The 20,110-nt window shown below is 64.3% G+C and carries 21 protein-coding genes; 11 read left to right on the top strand and 10 right to left on the bottom strand.

Going from position 1 to position 20,110, the window contains the following annotated elements; translation table 11 throughout:
- Positions 1-7 precede the first annotated feature (7 nt).
- Together ACEN42_RS18045 and ACEN42_RS18040 are read left to right on the top strand one after the other, a co-directional pair.
- The gene (locus ACEN42_RS18045) at positions 8-1,777 is read left to right on the top strand and encodes a chloride channel protein (RefSeq protein ID WP_371882044.1); all 1,770 of its coding nucleotides are present in this window, start codon (positions 8-10) and stop codon (positions 1,775-1,777) included.
- Between the two features lie 271 nt (positions 1,778-2,048).
- Positions 2,049-3,017 carry a glycosyltransferase family 2 protein gene (locus ACEN42_RS18040; RefSeq protein WP_371882043.1) on the top strand — a complete coding sequence of 323 codons (969 nt, stop codon included), beginning with the start codon at positions 2,049-2,051 and terminating at the stop codon, positions 3,015-3,017.
- A 20-nt stretch (positions 3,018-3,037) separates the two neighbouring features.
- Here the strand turns inward: ACEN42_RS18040 and ACEN42_RS18035 are convergent, their stop codons facing one another.
- Complete coding sequence (locus ACEN42_RS18035) at positions 3,038-4,294, bottom strand: glycosyltransferase family 9 protein (RefSeq protein ID WP_371882042.1); 1,257 nt, start codon at positions 4,292-4,294, stop codon at positions 3,038-3,040.
- Between the two features lie 226 nt (positions 4,295-4,520).
- Between ACEN42_RS18035 and ACEN42_RS18030 the strand changes: the two genes are divergently transcribed.
- The 5 genes from ACEN42_RS18030 to ACEN42_RS18010 all read left to right on the top strand — a co-directional run bounded on the left by ACEN42_RS18030 (position 4,521) and on the right by ACEN42_RS18010 (position 7,801).
- Positions 4,521-5,435: an aldo/keto reductase gene (locus ACEN42_RS18030; protein WP_371882041.1), complete on the top strand. Its 915-nt coding sequence runs from the start codon at positions 4,521-4,523 to the stop codon at positions 5,433-5,435.
- Between the two features lie 10 nt (positions 5,436-5,445).
- Positions 5,446-5,868, top strand: a complete 423-nt coding sequence (locus tag ACEN42_RS18025; protein ID WP_371882040.1) for a DUF1810 domain-containing protein — start codon at positions 5,446-5,448, stop codon at positions 5,866-5,868.
- Positions 5,869-5,923: 55 nt separating this feature from the next.
- Positions 5,924-6,139 carry a DUF2945 domain-containing protein gene (locus tag ACEN42_RS18020; protein WP_035503587.1) on the top strand — a complete coding sequence of 72 codons (216 nt, stop codon included), beginning with the start codon at positions 5,924-5,926 and terminating at the stop codon, positions 6,137-6,139.
- Positions 6,140-6,308: 169 nt separating this feature from the next.
- Positions 6,309-6,746 (top strand): PRC-barrel domain-containing protein, encoded by a 438-nt coding sequence (locus ACEN42_RS18015; protein WP_035503589.1) that lies wholly within the window; start codon positions 6,309-6,311, stop codon positions 6,744-6,746.
- Between the two features lie 59 nt (positions 6,747-6,805).
- Entirely contained in the window at positions 6,806-7,801 is a 996-nt protein-coding gene (locus ACEN42_RS18010; RefSeq protein WP_371882039.1) for an MDR family oxidoreductase, read from the top strand.
- A gap of 7 nt (positions 7,802-7,808) precedes the next feature.
- On the opposite strand, the gene ACEN42_RS18005 is transcribed toward ACEN42_RS18010, so the two are convergent.
- Positions 7,809-9,497 (bottom strand): methyl-accepting chemotaxis protein, encoded by a 1,689-nt coding sequence (locus tag ACEN42_RS18005; protein WP_371882038.1) that lies wholly within the window; start codon positions 9,495-9,497, stop codon positions 7,809-7,811.
- Positions 9,498-9,703: 206 nt separating this feature from the next.
- Here ACEN42_RS18005 and ACEN42_RS18000 point away from each other — a divergent pair, with 206 nt between their 5' ends.
- On the top strand, positions 9,704-10,960 hold the full coding sequence (locus tag ACEN42_RS18000; protein WP_371882037.1) for an aminotransferase class V-fold PLP-dependent enzyme: 1,257 nt from the start codon (positions 9,704-9,706) through the stop codon (positions 10,958-10,960).
- Positions 10,961-10,963: 3 nt separating this feature from the next.
- On the opposite strand, the gene ACEN42_RS17995 is transcribed toward ACEN42_RS18000, so the two are convergent.
- On the bottom strand, positions 10,964-11,842 hold the full coding sequence (locus tag ACEN42_RS17995) for an NAD-dependent protein deacetylase (RefSeq protein WP_371882250.1): 879 nt from the start codon (positions 11,840-11,842) through the stop codon (positions 10,964-10,966).
- A gap of 134 nt (positions 11,843-11,976) precedes the next feature.
- Here ACEN42_RS17995 and ACEN42_RS17990 point away from each other — a divergent pair, with 134 nt between their 5' ends.
- The gene (locus tag ACEN42_RS17990) at positions 11,977-12,987 is read left to right on the top strand and encodes a zinc-binding alcohol dehydrogenase family protein (RefSeq protein ID WP_371882036.1); all 1,011 of its coding nucleotides are present in this window, start codon (positions 11,977-11,979) and stop codon (positions 12,985-12,987) included.
- A gap of 8 nt (positions 12,988-12,995) precedes the next feature.
- On the opposite strand, the gene ACEN42_RS17985 is transcribed toward ACEN42_RS17990, so the two are convergent.
- The 3 genes from ACEN42_RS17985 to ACEN42_RS17975 form a co-directional block, all read right to left on the bottom strand.
- On the bottom strand, positions 12,996-13,394 hold the full coding sequence (locus tag ACEN42_RS17985; RefSeq protein WP_371882035.1) for a GFA family protein: 399 nt from the start codon (positions 13,392-13,394) through the stop codon (positions 12,996-12,998).
- Between the two features lie 16 nt (positions 13,395-13,410).
- Positions 13,411-13,971, bottom strand: coding sequence for a hypothetical protein (locus ACEN42_RS17980; protein ID WP_035503603.1), 561 nt, complete (start codon positions 13,969-13,971; stop codon positions 13,411-13,413).
- A gap of 203 nt (positions 13,972-14,174) precedes the next feature.
- Positions 14,175-14,792: an OmpW family protein gene (locus ACEN42_RS17975; protein WP_371882249.1), complete on the bottom strand. Its 618-nt coding sequence runs from the start codon at positions 14,790-14,792 to the stop codon at positions 14,175-14,177.
- A gap of 229 nt (positions 14,793-15,021) precedes the next feature.
- On the opposite strand from ACEN42_RS17975, the gene ACEN42_RS17970 reads away from it, so the two are divergent.
- On the top strand, positions 15,022-15,315 hold the full coding sequence (locus ACEN42_RS17970) for a hypothetical protein (protein WP_371882034.1): 294 nt from the start codon (positions 15,022-15,024) through the stop codon (positions 15,313-15,315).
- Positions 15,316-15,317: 2 nt separating this feature from the next.
- On the opposite strand, the gene ACEN42_RS17965 is transcribed toward ACEN42_RS17970, so the two are convergent.
- The gene (locus ACEN42_RS17965; RefSeq protein WP_238291411.1) at positions 15,318-15,842 is read right to left on the bottom strand and encodes a hypothetical protein; all 525 of its coding nucleotides are present in this window, start codon (positions 15,840-15,842) and stop codon (positions 15,318-15,320) included.
- Positions 15,843-15,980: 138 nt separating this feature from the next.
- Positions 15,981-16,949 carry a GlxA family transcriptional regulator gene (locus tag ACEN42_RS17960; protein ID WP_371882033.1) on the bottom strand — a complete coding sequence of 323 codons (969 nt, stop codon included), beginning with the start codon at positions 16,947-16,949 and terminating at the stop codon, positions 15,981-15,983.
- A 186-nt stretch (positions 16,950-17,135) separates the two neighbouring features.
- On the opposite strand from ACEN42_RS17960, the gene ACEN42_RS17955 reads away from it, so the two are divergent.
- Complete coding sequence (locus ACEN42_RS17955) at positions 17,136-17,825, top strand: HD domain-containing protein (protein ID WP_187606222.1); 690 nt, start codon at positions 17,136-17,138, stop codon at positions 17,823-17,825.
- A gap of 1 nt (position 17,826) precedes the next feature.
- On the opposite strand, the gene ACEN42_RS17950 is transcribed toward ACEN42_RS17955, so the two are convergent.
- Together ACEN42_RS17950 and ACEN42_RS17945 are read right to left on the bottom strand one after the other, a co-directional pair.
- Positions 17,827-18,531: an extensin family protein gene (locus ACEN42_RS17950; RefSeq protein ID WP_374191196.1), complete on the bottom strand. Its 705-nt coding sequence runs from the start codon at positions 18,529-18,531 to the stop codon at positions 17,827-17,829.
- Positions 18,532-18,533: 2 nt separating this feature from the next.
- Positions 18,534-19,589, bottom strand: a complete 1,056-nt coding sequence (locus ACEN42_RS17945) for an NAD(P)/FAD-dependent oxidoreductase (RefSeq protein WP_371882031.1) — start codon at positions 19,587-19,589, stop codon at positions 18,534-18,536.
- Positions 19,590-20,110: the final 521 nt, after the last annotated feature.

The raw sequence follows: 20,110 nt of genomic DNA, 5'->3' as shown, positions 1-20,110 counted from the left end.
ACTGATCATGGACCATCACAAGCGCGACTTTTCGGTCAACGACCGGCTGCTCAGGATCTGCGGGCTCGCCGCGATCATCGGCGGTGTCGCCACGCTCGCGGCGGTCGTGCTTCTCGGGCTCATCCATCTCTTCACGAACCTGTTTTTCTTCGGCACGTTCTCGATCGAGGACCGTTCTCCCGCGCTCAACACGCTCGGACCCTGGGTGATCGTGATTCCGGTGATCGGCGGATTGATCGTCGGGATGATGGCGCGCTTCGGCTCGGAGAAAATTCGCGGCCACGGCATCCCCGAGGCCATCGAGGCGATTCTCTTCGGCAAGAGCCGCATGTCGCCGAAAGTGGCGATTCTGAAGCCGCTGTCGTCGGGCATCGTGATCGGCAGCGGCGGGCCGTTCGGCGCCGAAGGCCCGATCATCATGACGGGCGGCGCGCTCGGCTCGCTGATCGCGCAATGCATCGACGTGACGGCCGCCGAGCGCAAGACGCTGCTCGTCGCGGGCGCGGCGGCGGGCATGACCGCCGTGTTCGGCACGCCGGTCGCGGCGGTGCTGCTCGCGGTCGAACTGCTGCTCTTCGAATGGCGGCCGCGCAGTTTTCTGCCGGTCGCGCTCGCGTGCGCCGTCGCGGGCTTCGCGCGCGCGTCGGTGTTCGGCACGGGCGCGCTCTTTCCGCTCGAAACGCAGCCGCCGCAGATGATTTCGCTGCTTTCGTGCCTCGTGGCCGGCCTGCTGTCGGGCGCGCTGGCGTCGGGGTTGTCGGCGGCGCTCTACAAGCTGGAGGACGTGTTCGGCAAATTGCCGATCCACTGGATGTGGTGGCCCGCGATCGGCGCGGTGTTCGTCGGCATCGGCGGATATATCGAGCCGCGCGCGCTCGGCGTCGGCTATGACGTGATCGGCGACCTGCTGCATCAGCACATCGCGATTCGCGTGGCGCTGTCGATTCTCGCCGTGAAGGCGATCATCTGGGTCGTCGCGCTTGCCTCGGGCACATCGGGCGGCGTGCTCGCGCCGCTCCTGATGCTCGGCGCGGGCCTGGGCACCGCGCTCGGCGCGATCCTCCCCGGCCACGACGCCGCGCTCTGGCCGCTCGTGTGCATGGCCGCGACGCTCGGCGCGACGCTGGGCGCGCCGCTCACCGCGATCGTCTTCGCGTTCGGCCTCACGCACGATGCGAACGCGCTCCTGCCGCTGCTCGCCGCGACGCTCGTTGCGCACGGCTTCGCGACCGTCGTGATGAAACGCTCGATCATGACCGAGAAGATCGCGCGGCGCGGCTATCACATCTATCGCGAATACGGCGTGGATCCGCTGGAGCGCCATCACGTCGATGAAGTCATGACGCGCGACGTGCTGACGATCGACGCCGCCGCGCCTCTCACCGACGTGCTCGCGCGGCACTTCGGGCCGCATCAGGTGCATCGCGCGTATCCGGTCGTGCGTGACGGCGTGCTCGTCGGGATGCTGGATCGAGGGGCGCTCGGAACGTTGAACGAAGCGCAGACGGGTATGAGCATCGGTGAGGCATTGCAGCGGCTTCAGCCCGCTGCGCCGGTCTTCGCGCTGCCGGGAGAACCGTGCCGGCTTGCCGCGACGCGCCTCGCCGTGAACGAACTGGAACGCCTGCCGGTGGTCGCGGACAAGCAGTCGCTGCGGCTCGTCGGCATCGTGTCGCGCAGCGATCTCGTCAAGCCCGCGCGCGCGCACTTCGACGAGGAGCATCGGCGCGAGCGATTCAGGGGTTTTCGGCGGACGGCGGTGCTACGGAAGCACTGAGGTCGGCGTGCGGAACGGAAAACGGCTGCGCCCAGTGTCGCAGCTCAGTCCGGCGATGGAGACGCACCTTCAATCCATCGCCGGATAAACGTGAATATCTGTCATAACTCGGGCTTGAATTGCCATCTGCTAAGATCCCCGATTCTTTTTCGATTTCGATCGTTTAATTAGTTTTATTAAAATTTATCATTTTTAATACTTTTTAACACGCAAATCAATTAAGCATGCCTAAGTATGCTCGATGAAATAACTCAATAACAGGTTCTCAGCAGTGACCTCACCCCGAGTTTCAGTAGTTATCCCCGCCTACAACGCCGGTGCGTTCATTGAGCAAGCCGTCAATTCGGTCCTCGCACAGACTTTTCAAGACTTCGAAGTAATCATAGTATCCGACGGTTCGACCGATAATACGGTGCGCGTCCTGAATCGCTACGAAAGAGATTCCCGCGTTCGCGTCATTACCCTGAACTCAAATTCAGGAGAGTCCATCGCGACCAATATCGCGATTACTGCTGCACGCGGAGAGTACATCGCGCGACTCGACGCCGACGATATTGCCCTGCCCGACAGACTGCTCTATCAAGTCGATGTGCTCGATAACAATTCTTGGGTGACCGTCACCGGCGCACAGGTGGACACGTTGGATGAGTCGACCGGAATCAGGGCACCGTTGAAATGGACAGCACGCTCGGACGCAGACATCAAAAGCGCATTGCTCGACGGCGGCTACCATTTCATCACGTCCACAACCATGTGGCGTCGGGCCTGGTTTCTCGAGCGAAACATCTGGTGGAATGCGTCATTGCCTTCCGGTCGCGATCATCGTTTCTGGATCGACGCGATGCTGGCCGGAGCGGGCTTTGCAAATCTCGATCGTGTGCTTGCCGTGTACCGGTGGCACGCGACTAACATCAGCCATGACGTCGAGTCCGTTCTCGCCTCAGGCCGAGCAAATCGCGACTTGGTGGTACGGTCGTTCTTCCCGCAACTCTCGCGACGCGAAGCGATGAATCTAGCCCCATTGCTCGAAACGCAATACTGGGGCACGAATCATCTCACCGACGTCGACTCGCTTCGACGCGCCGTCGAGACGCTGGAGCGAATGCGGCCCATGCGCGAATCCATTTACGGCGAGAATCGTGCGCTCTTGTCCGAATACATCGATCGATGGTTCGATATCGCGAGCAGACGTATCGCCGAACTCGCGAGCGTCACAGTTCGCCCCGCGCACTTCGGATGACGAACATCGGAGGGAGCCGCTCAGGGGGAGCCCGCGGACGCCTGCGTTGAGAAAGCACTGAGGTCGGCGTGCATGTCGGCGAGCGGCCCGGTCCAGTTGCCGAGTTCGGTCTGTCGATAAAGACGCATCGACGGATACCACGGCGTGAACCGCTGACAGTCGAGCCAGCGCGCATCGCAGGTCTGGGACAGCAGCACCCACACCGGGCGATTCAGCGCACCGGCGAGATGCCCCGAGCCCGTATCGATGGTGATGAGCAGATCGAGCTTTTCGAGCACGCGGGCGGTGTCGCCGAAGGTCGAGAGATGCGGCGCCATGTCGGTCACGTCGTAACGGTGCATGACGGCGCGTTCTTCGCCGCTGATCTCGCCCACCTGCAGCGAGTAGAAACGGCAGGCGCGGTTCGACAGCACCGATTCGAGGCGGCTGAGCGGAATCGATCGATACGGCTCCTGACGCACGCCGCTCGCGCTTTTCCATATCAGACCGATTTTCGGGCGCTTCGTGTCGGCGCTCAGCAGCGCGCTTGCCTCGTCGGACAACACCGTGGCCGGATCGATGGCGATGCGCGCCCCCGGATTCTCCGCCGGAAAATACGGCGAGCGCTGATAGCGCGCGTAGAGACTGAAGCCGAAGGTAAAGCGATCGCAGCGCTCGAGTCCGATCGCGCGCTGCTCCTCCGTCGCCAACAACAGCGGCACCACGTCGCTATGCCGGAAAATCTCGTTCCATCCCGGGAAATACTCCACGACGACTTCCCGCGCACCGTCGCGAAGCAGCAGATCGACGTAGCGCGAGAACTGTACGAAGTCCCCAAAGCCGCCCTCGTAGTGGACGTAAATTTGCATGCCCGCGACGGGTTCGTCCATGCCGAGGAGCTTCTCCGGCGGTGTGGCCTGCCACACGGGATGATCTCCCAGAATGAGGCTATGGAAGGCTTCCGCGTACGCCCGGCCGCGAATCATGCGGTGTCGCTCGTTCGCCAGGTGAAACTTGCCGAGGATGAATTGCACGATCGCGAGCTCTTCGCTCATGATGTAGCGATCGCGCTGAGACAGCGACTCGTCGGCCAAAGCGCGTTCCAGATGCTTTTCGGCTTCGGCGTGCAGCCCAGCGAAGCTCAGGTCGATACCGAGCTGGCCGATATGGCAGCCGGGATCGTCAGACGCCGACAACTTCGCCGCGAGGGCTTGCGCCTCTCTGGCGCGGCCGGCTAGCCGAAGCCCGCGGATCAGTTCCAGCGGCTCCATGTGTTGCAGGTCGTTGGGATGGGTCATGATGTTGAGCTGAGATCGCCGGTGACGGCCGGTTATGCTAATTCTTCGTAGCGTCCGAACCGCAAAAATGCGTAACTTCAAGGTAGGCGCAGCGGCTCCGGGATGGAAACGAAGTTGCGTCATCGTGCGTTTCCGGAAGCGAAAAAATCGAACGGACCACCGTCGGCCAGAAACTCGCGACAATGCCCTTTCACCCGCCGAATCGCGCGACCCGCGCGCGCCGCCCATGACCACCCGCCGCGACTTTCTCCACTTCACCGCCGCCGCGCTCGTCGCCCGCGCAGCGCAGACAGCCCAAGCCGCCGAACCGCCCGCCCAACTCATGCACAAGCGTCCCATCCCCTCGACCGGCGAGCCTTTGCCCATCGTCGGCTGCGGCACCTGGCGCACCTTCGACGTCGGCGATGACGCAGCCCGCCGTCGCGAACTCGCCGAAGTTCTGCGCGTGCTTTTCGCGGCAGGCGGCTCGGTGATCGATTCATCGCCGATGTACGGTTCCTCCGAAGCCGTCGCGGGCGCGCTGCTCGCGCAATCGCACACGCGCGACAAGGCGTTCATCGCCACCAAGGTCTGGACCGACGGACGCGAGGCCGGCATCGCGCAGATGGAGCAGTCGATGCGACTGTGGCAGACCGATCGCATCGACCTCATGCAGATTCACAACCTGCTCGACTGGCGCACGCATCTCGCCACGCTGCGCGACTGGAAAGCCGCCGGCAAGATCCGCTATATCGGCGTCACGCACTACACGTCCGGCGCGTTCCCGCAGGTCGAAGCGGTGCTGCGTACGGAGCGCATCGATTTCGTGCAGATCAACTACGCCGCCAACGACCGCGACGCCGAAGCGCGCCTCCTGCCGCTCGCCGCCGAGCGCGGCGTCGCGGTGATCGTCAATCAGCCGTTCGGCGGCGGGTCGCTGCTCGCGAGCCTGCGCAACCGGCCCTTGCCCGCCTTCGCACAGGAACTCGGCTGCGCGTCGTGGGCACAGCTCCTGCTCAAATTCGTGCTGGGCAACGCCGCCGTGACCTGCGTGATTCCCGGCACGGGACGGCCCGAATACATGATCGACAACGCGCGCGCGGGCATCGGCATCTATCCCGACGCGGCGATGAGACAGCGCATCGCCGACGCCGTCGCTTAAGGAGGAAACCATGAGCGATCCCTACGATCTTCAGCGTTTCGTCGACGCACAGGAAAGCGTCATCGACGACGTGCGCGCGGAGCTTTCCGCCGGCCGCAAGCGCACGCACTGGATGTGGTTCGTGTTCCCGCAGATCGCCGGCCTCGGGCACAGCGCGATGGCGCAGCACTATGCGATTTCATCGCGCGACGAAGCCCGGGCGTATCTCGCGCATCCGGTGCTGGGCACGCGGCTCGTCGAACTGACGCGCATCGTCAATGGCGTGCAGGGGCGCAGCGTCAGCGACATCTTCGGCTATCCGGACGACATGAAATTTCATTCGTCGATGACCCTTTTCGCGCGCACGGCCGACGACGCCGAAGTCTTCAACGAAGCACTGCGCCGCTATTTCGAAGGCCGCGCCGACGAAGCCACGCTTTCGCGTCTTCAATGACGGGCATGGCGGTTGCGTCTCCTGAAACGTCCACATTCTTCAGGAGGCGCGCGCCATGAGCAGGTCCTTCAAGCTGCACGATCACGTCCGCTGGAACACGCCGCAAGGCGAGACGACCGGGCATATCGTGCGCATCGTCACCGAACGCACGACGCTCGACGGTCATACCGTCAACGCGTCGCGCGACGATCCGCACTTCGAAGTCGAAAGCGACAAGAGCGGCAAACGCGCGGTGCACAAAGCCGACGCGCTCACGCGTCTGACGCACTGAATCCGCTAACGCCATGCGCCGCACGTTCGCACTAATGCAGTGCGCGCGGCGCAACCCGGCACCGTTCCTGCAGAAACCACGATTAACGTTCAAACTTCTACCGCGCTGGAAGCTTGAATCGCGCATTTCCATTGAACCGGTTTGCCCAATCCTTTGAGGAATCGAACCAATGAAATCGAAACTCGTGGCACTGCTCGTTGCATCGTCGGCACTCGGCCTGACTTCCACGGCATCGTTTGCCCAGGTCGCGGGCGCTCAACCGCTCGGCGTATCGGTCGAGGTATCGACGGCCATCATCGATGGCTGGAGCGTCAAAAAATCCATCCTCAACAAGCCCGTCGTGAACGATCAGGGGCAACGCGTCGGCGTGATCAATGACATCATCGTCGCGCCGGACAAGTCCGTTTCGTTCGCGATCATCGCGGCGAACAAGTTCCTCGGCGTGGCGCGCCACGATGTCGCGATTCCCATCGAGCAACTCGACGTGAAAAACGGCCAGTTCGTGCTCGCGGGCGCAACCAAGGACGCGATCAAGGCGCTGCCCGAGTTCCAGTACAACAAGGTGAAGCCGACGCCGAAGCCGCGCGCGGAATTCGAGCATCATTAAGCTTGACCGGAGGCGGCCGCGCGCCGCCTCTTTTGCCTGACCTCAACCGGAAACCGCCGATGTTCAAAGCCCTCATGCTCGACAAACAGGACGACCGCACGGTCGCGTCCATTCAGTCGATCGACGAATCGCGCCTGGCTTCGTCCGTCGATGGCGGCGACGTGCTCGTGCGCGTCGAGTTCTCCACGCTCAACTACAAGGACGGTCTCGCGATCACCGGCCGAGTGCCGGTCGTGCGCACCTGGCCGATGGTGCCGGGCATCGACTTCGCGGGTGTCGTCGAAACGAGTTCGCATCCGGACTACCAACCCGGCGACAAGGTCGTGATGAACGGCTGGGGCGCGGGCGAAACGCACTGGGGCGGGCTCGCGCAGAAAGCCCGCGTGCCGGGCGATCATCTGATTGCGCTGCCCGCGAACATCACGACGCGCCAGGCGATGGCCATCGGCACCGCCGGCTATACCGCGATGTTGTGCGCGCAGGCACTGGAAAAGCACGGCGTCGGCCCGAAAGACGGCGACGTGCTCGTGACCGGCGCGAACGGCGGCGTCGGCAGCTTTGCCATCGCGATTCTGGCTAAGCGCGGCTTTCGCGTGATCGCGTCGACGGGCCGTCCCGAGGAAGCCGAGCGGCTGCGCGAGCTGGGCGCGGCGGATATCGTCGAACGCGCGACGCTTTCGGAGCCCGGCAAGCCGTTGCAGAAGGAACGCTGGGCGGCGGCCGTCGATTGCGTCGGCAGTCATACGCTCGCGAACGTCTGCGCGAGCTTGCGCTACGGCGGCGCGGTCGCGGCGTGCGGGCTCGCGCAAGGCATGGATCTGCCCGCGTCGGTCGCGCCGTTCATCCTGCGCGGCGTCGCTCTGCTGGGCGTGGACAGCGTCTATGTGCCGCGCGAGCGGCGCATCGCGGCATGGAAGGCGATCGCCGATGAAGTGCCGGTCGCGACCATCGAAAGCGTCGCGACCGCCATTCCTCTGGCCGACGCGCCCGACGTCGCCGCGCGCCTGCTGCGCGGCGAAGTGAAGGGGCGCGTGATCGTCGATGTGAACGCCTGAGCCGGCGTCAGAAGGCGCTCCAGCCGTCGGCGCTTACGGGCTTCGCGGCTGCCACCTGAGCCACGCGAGGCGCGGGCTTCTTCGCGACCGGCGCACGCGTGACGCTCGGCGCGGCCCGCATGAACGTCGGCGTTTGCGCTTCTACCGTGAAGAACGCCACAGCCTCGTTGAGCCTGCGTCCCTGCTCTTCCAGCGACGATGCAGCCGCCGCCGCTTCCTCAACGAGCGCCGCGTTCTGCTGCGTGACTTCGTCCATCTGCGTGATGGCCTGATTCACCTGCTCGATGCCGCGTCCCTGCTCCGCCGACGCCGCCGCGATCTCCTGCATGATGTCCGTCACGCGCGCGACGGCCTGCGTCACTTCGGCCATCGTCGTGCCCGCTTCGCCTGCCAGCATGGAGCCGTCGCGCACCTTGGCGGTGGAATCCGTGATCAGTTCCTTGATCTCCTTGGCCGCCGTCGACGAGCGCTGAGCCAGGCTGCGCACTTCGCTCGCGACGACCGCGAAGCCGCGGCCCTGCTCGCCCGCCCGCGCCGCTTCCACGGCCGCGTTGAGCGCGAGAATATTGGTCTGGAACGCGATGCCTTCGATGATCCCCGTGATCTCCGCGATCTTGCCCGAGCTGTCGCTGATGCCGTTCATCGTCTCGACCACGCGGCCGACGACATCGCTGCCCTTCTTCGCGATATCCGATGCGTTCGACGCGAGCGAACTCGCCTGCTGCGCGTTCTCGGCGTTCTGACGCACGGTGGACGTGAGTTCTTCCATGCTCGCCGCCGTTTCCTGCAAGGACGCGGCCTGTTCTTCGGTGCGCTGGCTCAGATCGGTGTTGCCGGTGGCGAGCTCCTTCGCCGCGCCGCCGACCGCGCCGCTGCTTTCGCGCACGCGGCCCACGGTTTCGGTGAGACGCGCGTTCATCGTTGCGAGCGCACGCAGCAGGTCGCCGGTTTCGTCCTTCGTTTCGGCGACGATATGGCTCGTCAGATCGCCGCGCGCCACCGTCTGCGCGATGCCGACCGCCTCGCCGATCGGCGTCGTGATCGAGCGCGTGATCGCCATGCCCGCAGCGACCGCGAAGAGCGCCGCCGCCGTGCACAGCGCGATCAGCACGTTGCGCTGCATCTCGTAGCTGGCTGCGTCTGCGCGCACGATTTCCTCGCGGCGCGAGGCGGTGTAGGTCGCGTAATCGTCGGTGGCCTTCACCAGTTGCGCGAGCAACGGGCGGCATTCGTCGTCCATCTTCTGGATTGCCTCGTCACGCTTGCCCGCGAGCGCGAGTCCGACGATATTCGTCGCGACCGGCCCGTATAAGCCCTCCACACGTCCCATCTCGGCGACGAGGCTCTTCGCCTTCTCGCTGGTATCGGTCGCGGCGGCGATCATGTCGTTGAGTTGCTTCAGACGCGCCTGCACGTCGTCGTGCGCGCGCAGGACATCGGCTTTCTCGAGATCGAGGTCGGACTGCTTCGTGACGAGCACGAGATTGCGCGCGGCGATCGCGCGGCGGTCGACCGCCGTGCGGATCTGACTGGCCACATCGGCTCGCGCGTTGATACCGTTCACATAGTGCGCGAAGCCGTCCGTCGCGACGGACAGCGCGCGCAGTGACATGCCCGCCACAAGCACGACCAGTACAGCCAGAATACCGAATCCAGCGACCAACTTATTTTTGATCGTGATGTTCTTGAGGTTCATGTTTTGGGTTCTCTCAGGGTCCGTTCAAGGGGACATACGGCGTCATTTCAACGCTCTTCCTGCTGATTACGGCCCGCCAAAATTGCTCTGAAGGGCAAAAGATGCAAATAGTCTGCACTTTGTCCAAGTTAAACCGGTAATTCCGTTACGATGCATCACGTCATCTTGAGTAAATATTGCCTTTTCTTCACGGAACATTCAGAACGATGCCCGACATCCTCGACTACCGCACACCCGAATTCGAAGCCGCGCTCGCTGCGCTCCCATCCACGCCGGCAGCCGGCCTCGCCACCGACGAAAATTACTGGAACGCGGTGCGCGGACTGTGGCGCCAATCGGATGCGCTGATCAATCTGGAGAACGGCTTCTGGGGTGCGATGACCGAGCCGGTCAAGGCGATGTTCCATCACTGGACCGAGCGCGTGAACTACGAGACAACGCTGCTGATCCGTCCGCATCTGATGACGCTGTATCAGGGCTTGCGCGAGCGCGTCGCGAAGGAAATGGGCTGTGCGGTCGAGGAAATCGAGCTGACACGCAATGCGACCGAAGCGCTGCTCGCGCTCATCAGCGGCTACAACCGCCTGGCGCCCGGCGACACCGTGCTCTACAGCGATCTCGACTACCCCTGCGGCAAGGACGCGATGGAATGGCTGCGCGAGCGGCGCGGCGTCACGCCCGTGCGCATCACGATGCCCGAGCCGGCCACGCGCGAAGCCGTTCTCGAAACCTACGCGAAGGCCTTGAGCGCGCACCCGCGCACGCGGCTCGTGCTGCTCTCGCATGTGTGCTTCGCGACGGGTCTCGTGCTGCCGGTCGCGGACATATCGGCGATGGCGAAGGAAGCGGGCGCGGACGCGATCGTCGATGCGGCGCATTCGTGGGGGCAGCTCGATTTCGACGTGCCCGACCTGAACGCACCGTTCGCCGCGCTGAATCTGCACAAGTGGATCGGCGCGCCGCTCGGCTGCGGCGCGATCTATATCCGTAAGGGACACGTCGCATCGATCGATCCGTATTTCGGCGACCGCACCTGGCCCGCCGACGATATCCGCGCGCGCGTGCACACCGGCTCGCCGAACTTCGCCGCGTGGTTCACGCTGCCCGCGGCGCTGGATGTGCATCGGGCGATCGGCTCGAAGGCGAAGGAAGCGCGCTTGCGTGCCTTGCGCGATGCCTGGGCGAAACCCGCGCGCGCGCTGCCCGGCGTGCAGATCATGACGCCGGATGATCCGTCGATGACTGCCGGCATCACTGCCTTCCGGCTGCACGGACGCGCGACGAAAGCAGGCTGCGATGCGATCGTCGCCGCGCTGCGCGAGCGCTTCGGCGTGTTCACGGTGACGCGCCCCGGTCCCGACGCGGGCGAAGTCGTGCGCGTGACGCCCGCCCTGTTCTCGCGCATGTCGGACGCCGAGCGCCTGCTCGAAGGCATCGAAGCGCTTTCGCGCGAATCGAAGTAACCGCTAGCCCGCCACCGGCCGCGCATCGAGGCGCTCGATCAATCGTTCGAGCGCCTCCGAGCACGGCGCTTCGACTTTGAGCGCGAGAAGCGCATCGGCGCGCGTCTTGCCGATGTTGATCGCGGCGATCGGCTTGCCGCTCTTCGCGGCCCACTCGCAAAAGCGATAGCCCGAGTACACCATCAGCGACGAGCCGACGACGAGCATCGCGTCGGCGGCTTCGAGCGAGCGCGCCGCATCGTCGACAAGCGCGCGCGGCACGCTCTCGCCGAAGAACACCACGTCGGGCTTGAGCACGCCGCCGCAGCGTGTGCAGCCGGGTACATCGAACGATGCGAAGTCGAGATCCTCGATATGCGCGTCGCCGTCCGGCACCGCAGGCGCCGTGTGGCCGACGAAATCCGGATTCGCCGCTTCGAGCATGCGCTGAACCGCCGCGCGCGTATGCCGCTCGCCGCATTCGATGCAGCGCACCCGCCCGATATTGCCGTGCAACTCGATCACATCGGGATTGCCCGCACGAATGTGCAGCCCATCGACATTTTGCGTGACGAGCCGATGCACCCGCGAGCGCGCATCAAGCGCCCGCAGCGCGTGATGCGCGGCGTTCGGCTGCGCGTTATGCACGACCGGCCAGCCGATGAGACTGCGCGCCCAATAGCGGCGCCGCGCGTAATCGGAGCCGAGAAAATCTTTCAGCAATATCGGCGCGCGGCCCGTGCGCTGGCCTTCGCGGTCGCGATAACAGGGAATGCCCGACTCAGTACTGATGCCCGCTCCCGACAGCACGAAAAGCCGCGGATGCCGCTCGACGAATTCATGAAGCTGCTGCACGTGCCGTCCTTTTTGCGTGTTTTGCGGGATTCGCTCTGGTGGAAATATAAGGCGAAACCGCACACGCCGCTGGCCGCGATTCTGGCCTTACCACTTTTTAGATAACGAAATTGGCTTGACCAAATCGACGGGCATCGTTAGATTGTCGGACGCCCACTCCAAAGACACCACGAGACAAAAGCATGCTGACCGTCATCTGCGAAACGCCCGGAACCCTGAAAGCCGAACAGCGCGAGAAGCCGCGGCGCGGCGAGAACGAAGTGCTGCTGCGCGTGAAGCGCGTCGGCGTGTGCGGCACCGACCTGCACATCTTCACCGGCAATCAGCCCTATCTCTCGTATCCGCGTGTGATGGGCCACGAGTTGTCCGGCGTGATCGAGGAAGCGGACCCGGCGAGCGGCCTGAAGGCCGGCGACACCGTCTACGTGATGCCTTATCTGTCGTGCGGCGAGTGCATCGCGTGCCGTCAGGGCAAGACCAACTGCTGCGTGAACATCCAGGTGCTCGGCGTGCATCGCGACGGCGCGTTCACCGAATACCTGAATCTGCCCGCGCAATTCGTCCACAAGGCCGAGGGCGTCACGCTCGATCAGGCCGCGATGATCGAATTCCTCGCGATCGGCGCGCACGCCGTGCGCCGCGCGGACGTGAAGCCGGGTCAGCGCGTGCTGGTCGTCGGCACGGGTCCGATCGGCATGGCGGCCATCACGTTCGCGCGTCTGCGCGGCGCGAACGTGACCGCGCTCGACACGCGCGAAGATCGCCTCGCGTTCTGCAAGCGCGAGCTGAAAGTGGACGCCACCGTGCAGATCGGCGAGCACGACAAGGAAGCGCTATCGGCGCTCACGAACGGCGAATTCTTCGATGTGGTCTTCGACGCGACCGGCAATTCGCGCGCGATGGAACGCGGCTTCGAGTTCATCGCGCACGGCGGGAAGTACGTGCTGGTGTCGATCGTGCCGGATCGCATCTCGTTCGCCGATCCCGAGTTCCACAAGCGCGAGGCGACGCTGCTCGCGAGCCGCAACGCGACGCCCGAAGACTTCGAGACCGTGCTCGCGGCGATGCGCAAGGGCGAAGTGCCCACCGATGCGCTCAACACGCATCGCCTGACGTTGAGCGATGTGCCCGAGCAATTCTCGTCGCTGCTCGATCCGAAGGCGGGCGTCGTGAAGGCGATCGTCGAGTGCTGATGGTTTGATCAGGGCGCGCCGCGTGCAAAGCGCGGCCGTCCCTGCGCGTCGTGCCAGGGCTCGGCGCTCTTGCACCAGATTTCGTATTGCGGCGGATAAAGGCCGGTCTCGTCGAAGATGCCGGTCGGCACTTCGATCTCATCGACGCCATCGAACGCCAGATAGACCGGCGAGCCACACGACGAGCAGTGATGGCGTTTGCCTGTCGTCGAACTTTCCCATGCCACCGTGTCGCCCGTGACCTGAAACGCGTCGCGCGGAAAGATCGCATAGACGCCGAACGGCGCGCCGTGAATGCGCCGGCACGTCATGCAGTGGCACAGATTCACTTCCTTCGGTTCGCCCAGCACACGCACGCGCACCGCGCCGCATGCGCATCCGCCTTCGTGGATCGGCTGGGCATTCATGCGGCGCTGCGAGGGTTCATCGCGTGAAGTAGCCGCGATTCTGCATGCACTCGCTGTACGCGCGCCAGTAGCGCGTCATCGGCGGTTCGGGCGGCGGCAGCGGCGGCATCTTCATGTCGCCGCCGTAGATCGCATCCGATGCGCCGGACGCGCCAGCCGCCATCGATGCGGGCACCGCAGGCATGCCGGGCATCGGACCGGACGCGCCGGGCAGCCCGGAAGCACCCGAGACTCTCCCCGGCGGCAAGCTCGATGCCGCGATCGCCGCCGAAGCGCCCGATGCCGGCGCGGCAGCGGAAGCCGCGAGCGCGCCCGACGCGCCCGCCGGCAAAGGCGGTTCGAGCGGACGCGGCGGCGTCAGCACGCGCGTTTCGCGCTGGGCGTCGCGTGGCGGCGTCTGTGGCTCGCGCGCGACGTTCACCTTGGTCGTCTGATTGGCATAACCGTAGCAGGCGGCGTTATCGACCGATTGCTGCCACGCGCTCTGGCTGCGTCCGGGCAGGGCGAGCGGCTGTTGCGCGGCAGCGGCGCCACACGCCGCGAGCAGAGCGATTCCCGCGTAAGTGGAAGGTCTCATTGGCTTGCAGTTCCCCGATGCGGTTTTATTAGTCGTTGCAGCTCACGCACCGTTCGCGCATGCGCGAGCGGCGCGAGTCTGCGCCGGGCCTGCTGCAAAGGATACCGCGACCGCGAAACCGTCCACGCCAGAAGCACCGGTATCTTCCGCCAATTTCCAGACGGAACGCGGGGCGGCGCACACTCGCCGGGAAAACGCGCGCGTCAGAACTTCATGCCGACGCCGATACCCACGACCCACGGATCGATCTTGAGCGAGCCGAGATCGGCGCCGTCCGCCGACGCGCTCGTGCGCATCCAGATCTTCTTCAGGTCCGCATTGACGAAGAGATTCTTCGCGACCTGCACATCGACGCCCGCCTGCAGCGCGGGGCCGAAGCTGCTGTGTCTGATCGACACCGGCGTGTCGCCCGCCTTCAGCTTGTCGTTATAGAAAACCGTGTAGTTCACCCCCGCGCCGACATACGGACGCACACGGCCCGCGTGATTGAAGTGATATTGCAGGAGCAGCGTCGGCGGCAACACGTTCACGCCGCCAAGCCCGCCGATATTCGACGTCACCTGATGCCGCGATGTGGCAAGAATCAGTTCGACGCCGATCTCGTCGCGGATCATGTAGGTGAAATCGAGTTCGGGCACGATCGCGTTGTTCACATCGACACCGAGCGTGCCGAGTGCGCCGCCCGCGTGCACATCCGGCTGGATGCTGATCGCGCGCAGGCGCACCAGAATGTCGCCCGCGTGAATGCCGCTCATCGAATCGCTCGACGGTGCGTCGCCCGCCGCGTGCGCCCCGCCCGCGAACAAGGACGCGCATGCCATCACCATTGCCCCGAAGACTTTCTTCATTTCTATCTTTCCCACGTTAAATACGGGGATTCTCGCGGGCGGGCGCGCACGCGCCATTGACCGGGCTCAACGCATAAGCACGCGCGCACAGCCAACGGCGACAAGGCTTGAGCAAAGACAATCGTGCGGTCGAACGCCGCAAGCGGCGGGTCCGCACTTTGCTAGATCAAGGGAAAGTACAAGGGATAAACGGAGGCAGCAGATGAGACCCACGATCGACACACTCGGGCGCATGACGGGGATTCTGCTCGGCGGCACGCTGGCCGTCGTGGCGAGCGCTCAGCAAGCGCCGCAAAAACCGAAACAGCTCCAATACGACAGCACGCCCGCGTATCAGGAGAAAAACGTCACGCCGCCTGCGACTGCGGCCGCGAACGCGAGCGATGCGCTCAAGACACGTCCGGGCAAGACGTCATCCGGCAAGGGCGCCGCGCCCGACCGGCCGAACGGAATCGGCTTCGATGCGGGCGCAAGCGGCATGGGCAAGAAGCAATAAGGTTACGCGTCGGCGGGCTTGTCGGGCCACGGCCATGTCGAATAGCGCGATGGCTTCTCGGACTTGGCCTTGCCCTTCTGCTTCTGAGGAGCGGGTGCGGAAGCGGGAACGGGAGCCGGAGTACTCGCCGCGTGCGCCGGCTCCGCGCTCTCCGCAATCTCTGGCAACGCCTCGCCGAACCACGGCACTTCCTTGCGACGCTCTTCCACGTACGCATCCCAGCCCTTCGCGTTGTCCGCGAAGAGATCGTGCTTCACGGTGTTGGCGAGCAGCGGGCGGTTGAGCGTTTCGTCGAGGAGTGCCTTCGGCCACACGAAGAACGCGCCCGATGCACGGCGGATGAAATCGCGCGGCGCCGTCTTCGGGTCGATGAAGCCGAGCAGCGTGAAGCCTGCAAGCGCCTCGTTGCCCTTCACCGCTTCGCCGATGCTCGCGTATTCGTCGGCGCATTGGCTCAGGCAAAACACCGACTCAAGCACGTCGCCGAGGTGCAGCAGCAACGCGCGTCGTTCGTAGGGATCTTGCATGGCGGTCTCATGTTTCGTCATTCGCTGTTCCGATATGTCGAGGGTGGATTCTGCGGCGCGCGCACAGTGCCGCACATGCCGCGTTCATCATGAATTTTAACGAACTCGGCGTGACACGTCGGCGCGCGATCACGCGAGTCACTTCGTGAAGCGTGTGCGAAAACTCAGCCGATAGTCGTTCGGCGACACGCCGAGCCGCCGCGTGAACACGAGCCGCATGCGATCCGCCGTGCCGAAGCCGCAATCGTAGGCGACGGTTTTGAGCGGCGTGTCGCTACTTTCGAGCACATTGCGGGCCGCGTCTACACGCGCGCGTTCGACGAACTCATGCGGCGTCATCTGCGCGAGCTGCACGAAGGCGCGCGCGAAGTTGCGCTCGCTCATGCCGGCGACGCTCGCCAGTTGCGCGACCGACAGCCGCTCGCCGATATGCTCCATCACATAGGCCTGCACTTTCGCGACCGGCGATGTTTCGTCGGCGGGCGCGCTCAGATACGGGCTGAATTGCGACTGGCCGCCGCGCCGCTGCGCGAACACGACGAGGCGCTTCGCGACCGCGAGCGCGACCTGTGCGCCGTGATCTTCGGCGACGAGCGCGAGCGCGACATCGATGCCCGCCGTCACGCCCGCCGACGTGACGAGCCTGCCGTCGCGCATATAGATGCGATCCAGCTCGACGCGTGCGCGCGGAAAACGCTCCGCGAGGCGCGGTGCGTCCTGCCAGTGCGTGGTCACATCGCGGTCATCGAGCAGGCCCGCGTGTCCGAGCGCGAACGCGCCCGTGCAGATCGAGCCGTAGCGCTCGCAGTGCGAGGCGACATCGGCGAGCCAGGTGATCAGACCGGGATCGGGATCATCGACGGGAAGCGCCGGGCCGCCCGCGACGAGCGCGGTGCCGTAGCGCCGGTCCGCTTCGTCGAAAGACAGATCCGCGACGAGCCGCGTGCCGTTCGATGCGCGCACGATGCGCTCTTCCGGACCGACGAGCGTGATCTCATACGCGCTCGATGGCTCGATGAAGCCGTTCGCTTCCGCGAACACATCGACGGGACCGGCCACATCGAGCGCCTGCACGCCCTGGAAGATTGCGATCGCAACTGTACGCATCGAATGGAAGGTCCGTGATGAGTGCGCATGGCAGAAGACGGCGTGCGCCTGGCAGGCTTCGACGCGTCGTTTCGATTGAGACGTGAAGGCGTTTTGACGAGACTAAAGGCATCCGACGCGCTGCGCGATTTTAACAACGCACAGGCATTCGCGTCTTCGATCGACCCCTATCACGGAGCCATACTCATGAGCGAAATCATCGCAGGCATCAGGATTCCCGACAGCCAGATGGCGCGCGAAGCCACGCAACTCGTGCGCGATACCGAGCCCGATCTGCTCTACAACCATTCGCGTCGCGTGTTCCTGTTCGGCGCGCTCGCGGGCGAACGCAAGCAACTGAAATACGATCCCGAACTGCTCTATATCGGCGCGATGTTTCATGACATGGGACTGACCGAAGCGTACAGCAGCGCGCATGATCGCTTCGAAGTCGACGGCGCGAACGCCGCGCGCGATTTCCTGCGTCAGCATGGCATCGGCGAATACGAGATCGAGCAGGTGTGGGACGCGATCGCGCTGCATACGACGCCCGGCATTCCGCAGTACAAGAAGCCGGTGGTCGCGCTCGTCACGGCGGGCGTCGAGATGGACGTGCTCGGTCTCGCCTACGACGAGTTCAGCGCGGACCAGCGGCGTCTCGTGGTCGCCGCGCATCCACGCGAGACGAACTTCAAGGAAGGCATCATCGATGCATTCGCCAAAGGCACGATCGGCAAGCCCGAATCGACCTTCGGCAACGTCAAGGCCGATGTGCTCGCGTTGAAGGACCCGAACTACCGGCGGCTGAATTTCTGCAGCATCATCCTCGGTTCGGCATGGAACGACCAGCCGCACGATCACGCGACGTGCCGCGATCCCGCGCATCGTCACGCGTAATTCAGCGGCAGATGCGATACGGTCCCATGTCGACGTGAAAGTGCGTCTCGTGCAGCGCGTTGTAATCGGGACCTAACGTGGTCGCGAATGCGTGGCACGCGCCTTCGTGAACGCGGCGCAGAAACTGTCCGTCGGGCGAGGCCGCATCGTCCCAGCGTGCGAGCGTGATGCGGCGTCCGTCATCCAGCACGAAGCCCGTGAGATCGATGGCGTTCGCGCTCGCATGCTGGCTCAGCGCGGCGTCCTGCTGATGATTCACGTTGCGGCACGCATAGCTCCCGACATGCTCGATGCGCGCGACGCGCTCGCCGTAGATATCGAGCGCGGCGGGCTGAAGATACTGATGTTCGAAATATGCGATGCCGAGCGCGAGCGGACACGTCGCGAGAAACGGCGAACTGAAACGCAGGTCTTCAGTCTGCGTGACGCGCACCACGTCTTCGAGCGCACAACCGCCCTGCCCCGTTGCATCGGCCATCTCGCGATACACGAGACCGGAGCGCGCGAGCGCGGCGTCGCAGAGTTGCGTGTCGTGCATCGTGCGCCATAACCTGAAGCGCGTGAGCGGACCTTGCGGCGCGCGCACATCGAGCGGTGCGAAGGGATCGTAGCGCTCGGGCAACACGATGCGCTTTGAATAGATCGCGTAGCCGAACATCGCCGCGCCGGCGAGCGACACCAGCAGCAGCCACGCGACGATGCGCACGATCACGCGTCGTCGGTGGCATGCGCGGCGTTCACGCGCTCGGCGAGTTTTGCGTCGTAACTCGAATGCACGTGCACGCGCTTTTTCTCGGGATACGCATACGAATAGGCCTTGCGCAACGCGAGCGACGCTTCATGAAAGCCCGACAGAATGAGCTTTTGCTTGTTCGGATAGTTGGCGATATCGCCGACCGCGAAAATACCTGGCCGCGAGGATTCATAGTTCGACGTATCCACTTCGATGCGTCCGCCGCGCACATCGAGATTCCACGTGGCGATCGGCCCGAGTTCCGACACGAGACCGTAGAGCGCGACGATCTTGTCCACGGCGATATCGGTCGAGCCTTCCACCTGTTTGATGCGCACACCGCGCAGCGTGTTATCGGGCGCATCGAGCGATTCGATCATGCCGACGACGAATTCCATCTCGCCTGCTTCGACTGCGCGCTTCATGGTCGCGACCGAGTTCGCCGCCGCCGAAAAGCCGTTACGCCGATGCACGAGCGTGAGTTTCTTCGCGATGCCTTTCAACGCGAGCGCCCAGTCGAGCGCCGAATCGCCGCCGCCCGCGACGATGACCGCCTTGTCCGTGAAATCCGCTGCGCGCGAGACGCTGTAGTGCACGTCCTTGCCTTCGAGCGCGGCGGCTTCGGGCAATTGCAGCCGCTGCGGCACGAACGCGCCGTTGCCCGCGGCGATCAGGATCGCGGCGCAATCGAACGTCATGCCGCGTTCGGTCGTCACCGTCCAGCGATGATCGTCCTCGCGCTGCGTGACGGACTGCACGCGCTGGTCGAGATGAATGGGGACGTCGAAGGGGCGAATTTGCTCCAGCAGGCGATCGACGAGCTCGCGGGCGGTGCAGGAAGGGATCGCGGGGATGTCGTAGATCGGTTTGTCGGGATAGAGCTCGATGCATTGCCCGCCGATGCGGCCGAGCGTATCGACGATCTGGCATGTGAGACCGATCACGCCTGCCTCGAAGGCGGCGAATAGGCCTACCGGGCCTGCGCCTATGATCAATACGTCGGTTTTTATCGCTTCGCTTTGAGGGTCCATTTCGGGTTTGCTTTCCTTGGCTTTGCTGATATTTTCAGCATTCTTCGGGCCACGATACAGAAAGCGTTTCGTTCGGGCAATGAAGTCCCTGTTTGCTTAGCGGCGATTGTTTTTTCGGGGAAGCCTGGTTTCGTGTCGGTCTATTGGCACTGCCCCTCCCCGGGGCGGGGGTCACTTTCTTTGCTGCTGCAAAGAAAGTAACCAAAGAAAGCAGCTCGTTCAGGCCCGCGGTCACACGCACGTTAGCCATGCTTGCCAGCCGCCAATGGCACTCGCCTAAGTGTCGCCCCCAAAGGCCCAATCGGGCTTGGCTCGCGCACGGTCTGACGCCCGAGACGATTCAGCGCGCTGGTTCAGCACGAAAGAGCTTCGGCACAGCGCTGCGCGCTGCCGTAGGGTATGCGAGGGAAACCGTCGGAGAAGAAGCGTACGCGAACCCGATTGACCCGTCGGCCGCGAAGCGGGCCGGAGCCATTTGGTGCTGAACCAGTGACGCAAGCGGCGCGATGTGTCAGACCGTG

Origin of the sequence: Caballeronia sp. S22 (assembly GCF_964261745.1) — a bacterium.
Classification (GTDB): domain Bacteria; phylum Pseudomonadota; class Gammaproteobacteria; order Burkholderiales; family Burkholderiaceae; genus Caballeronia; species Caballeronia jiangsuensis.
Note: the sequence above shows the minus strand (reverse complement) of the source record. Positions and strands in the feature narration are given on the sequence as shown.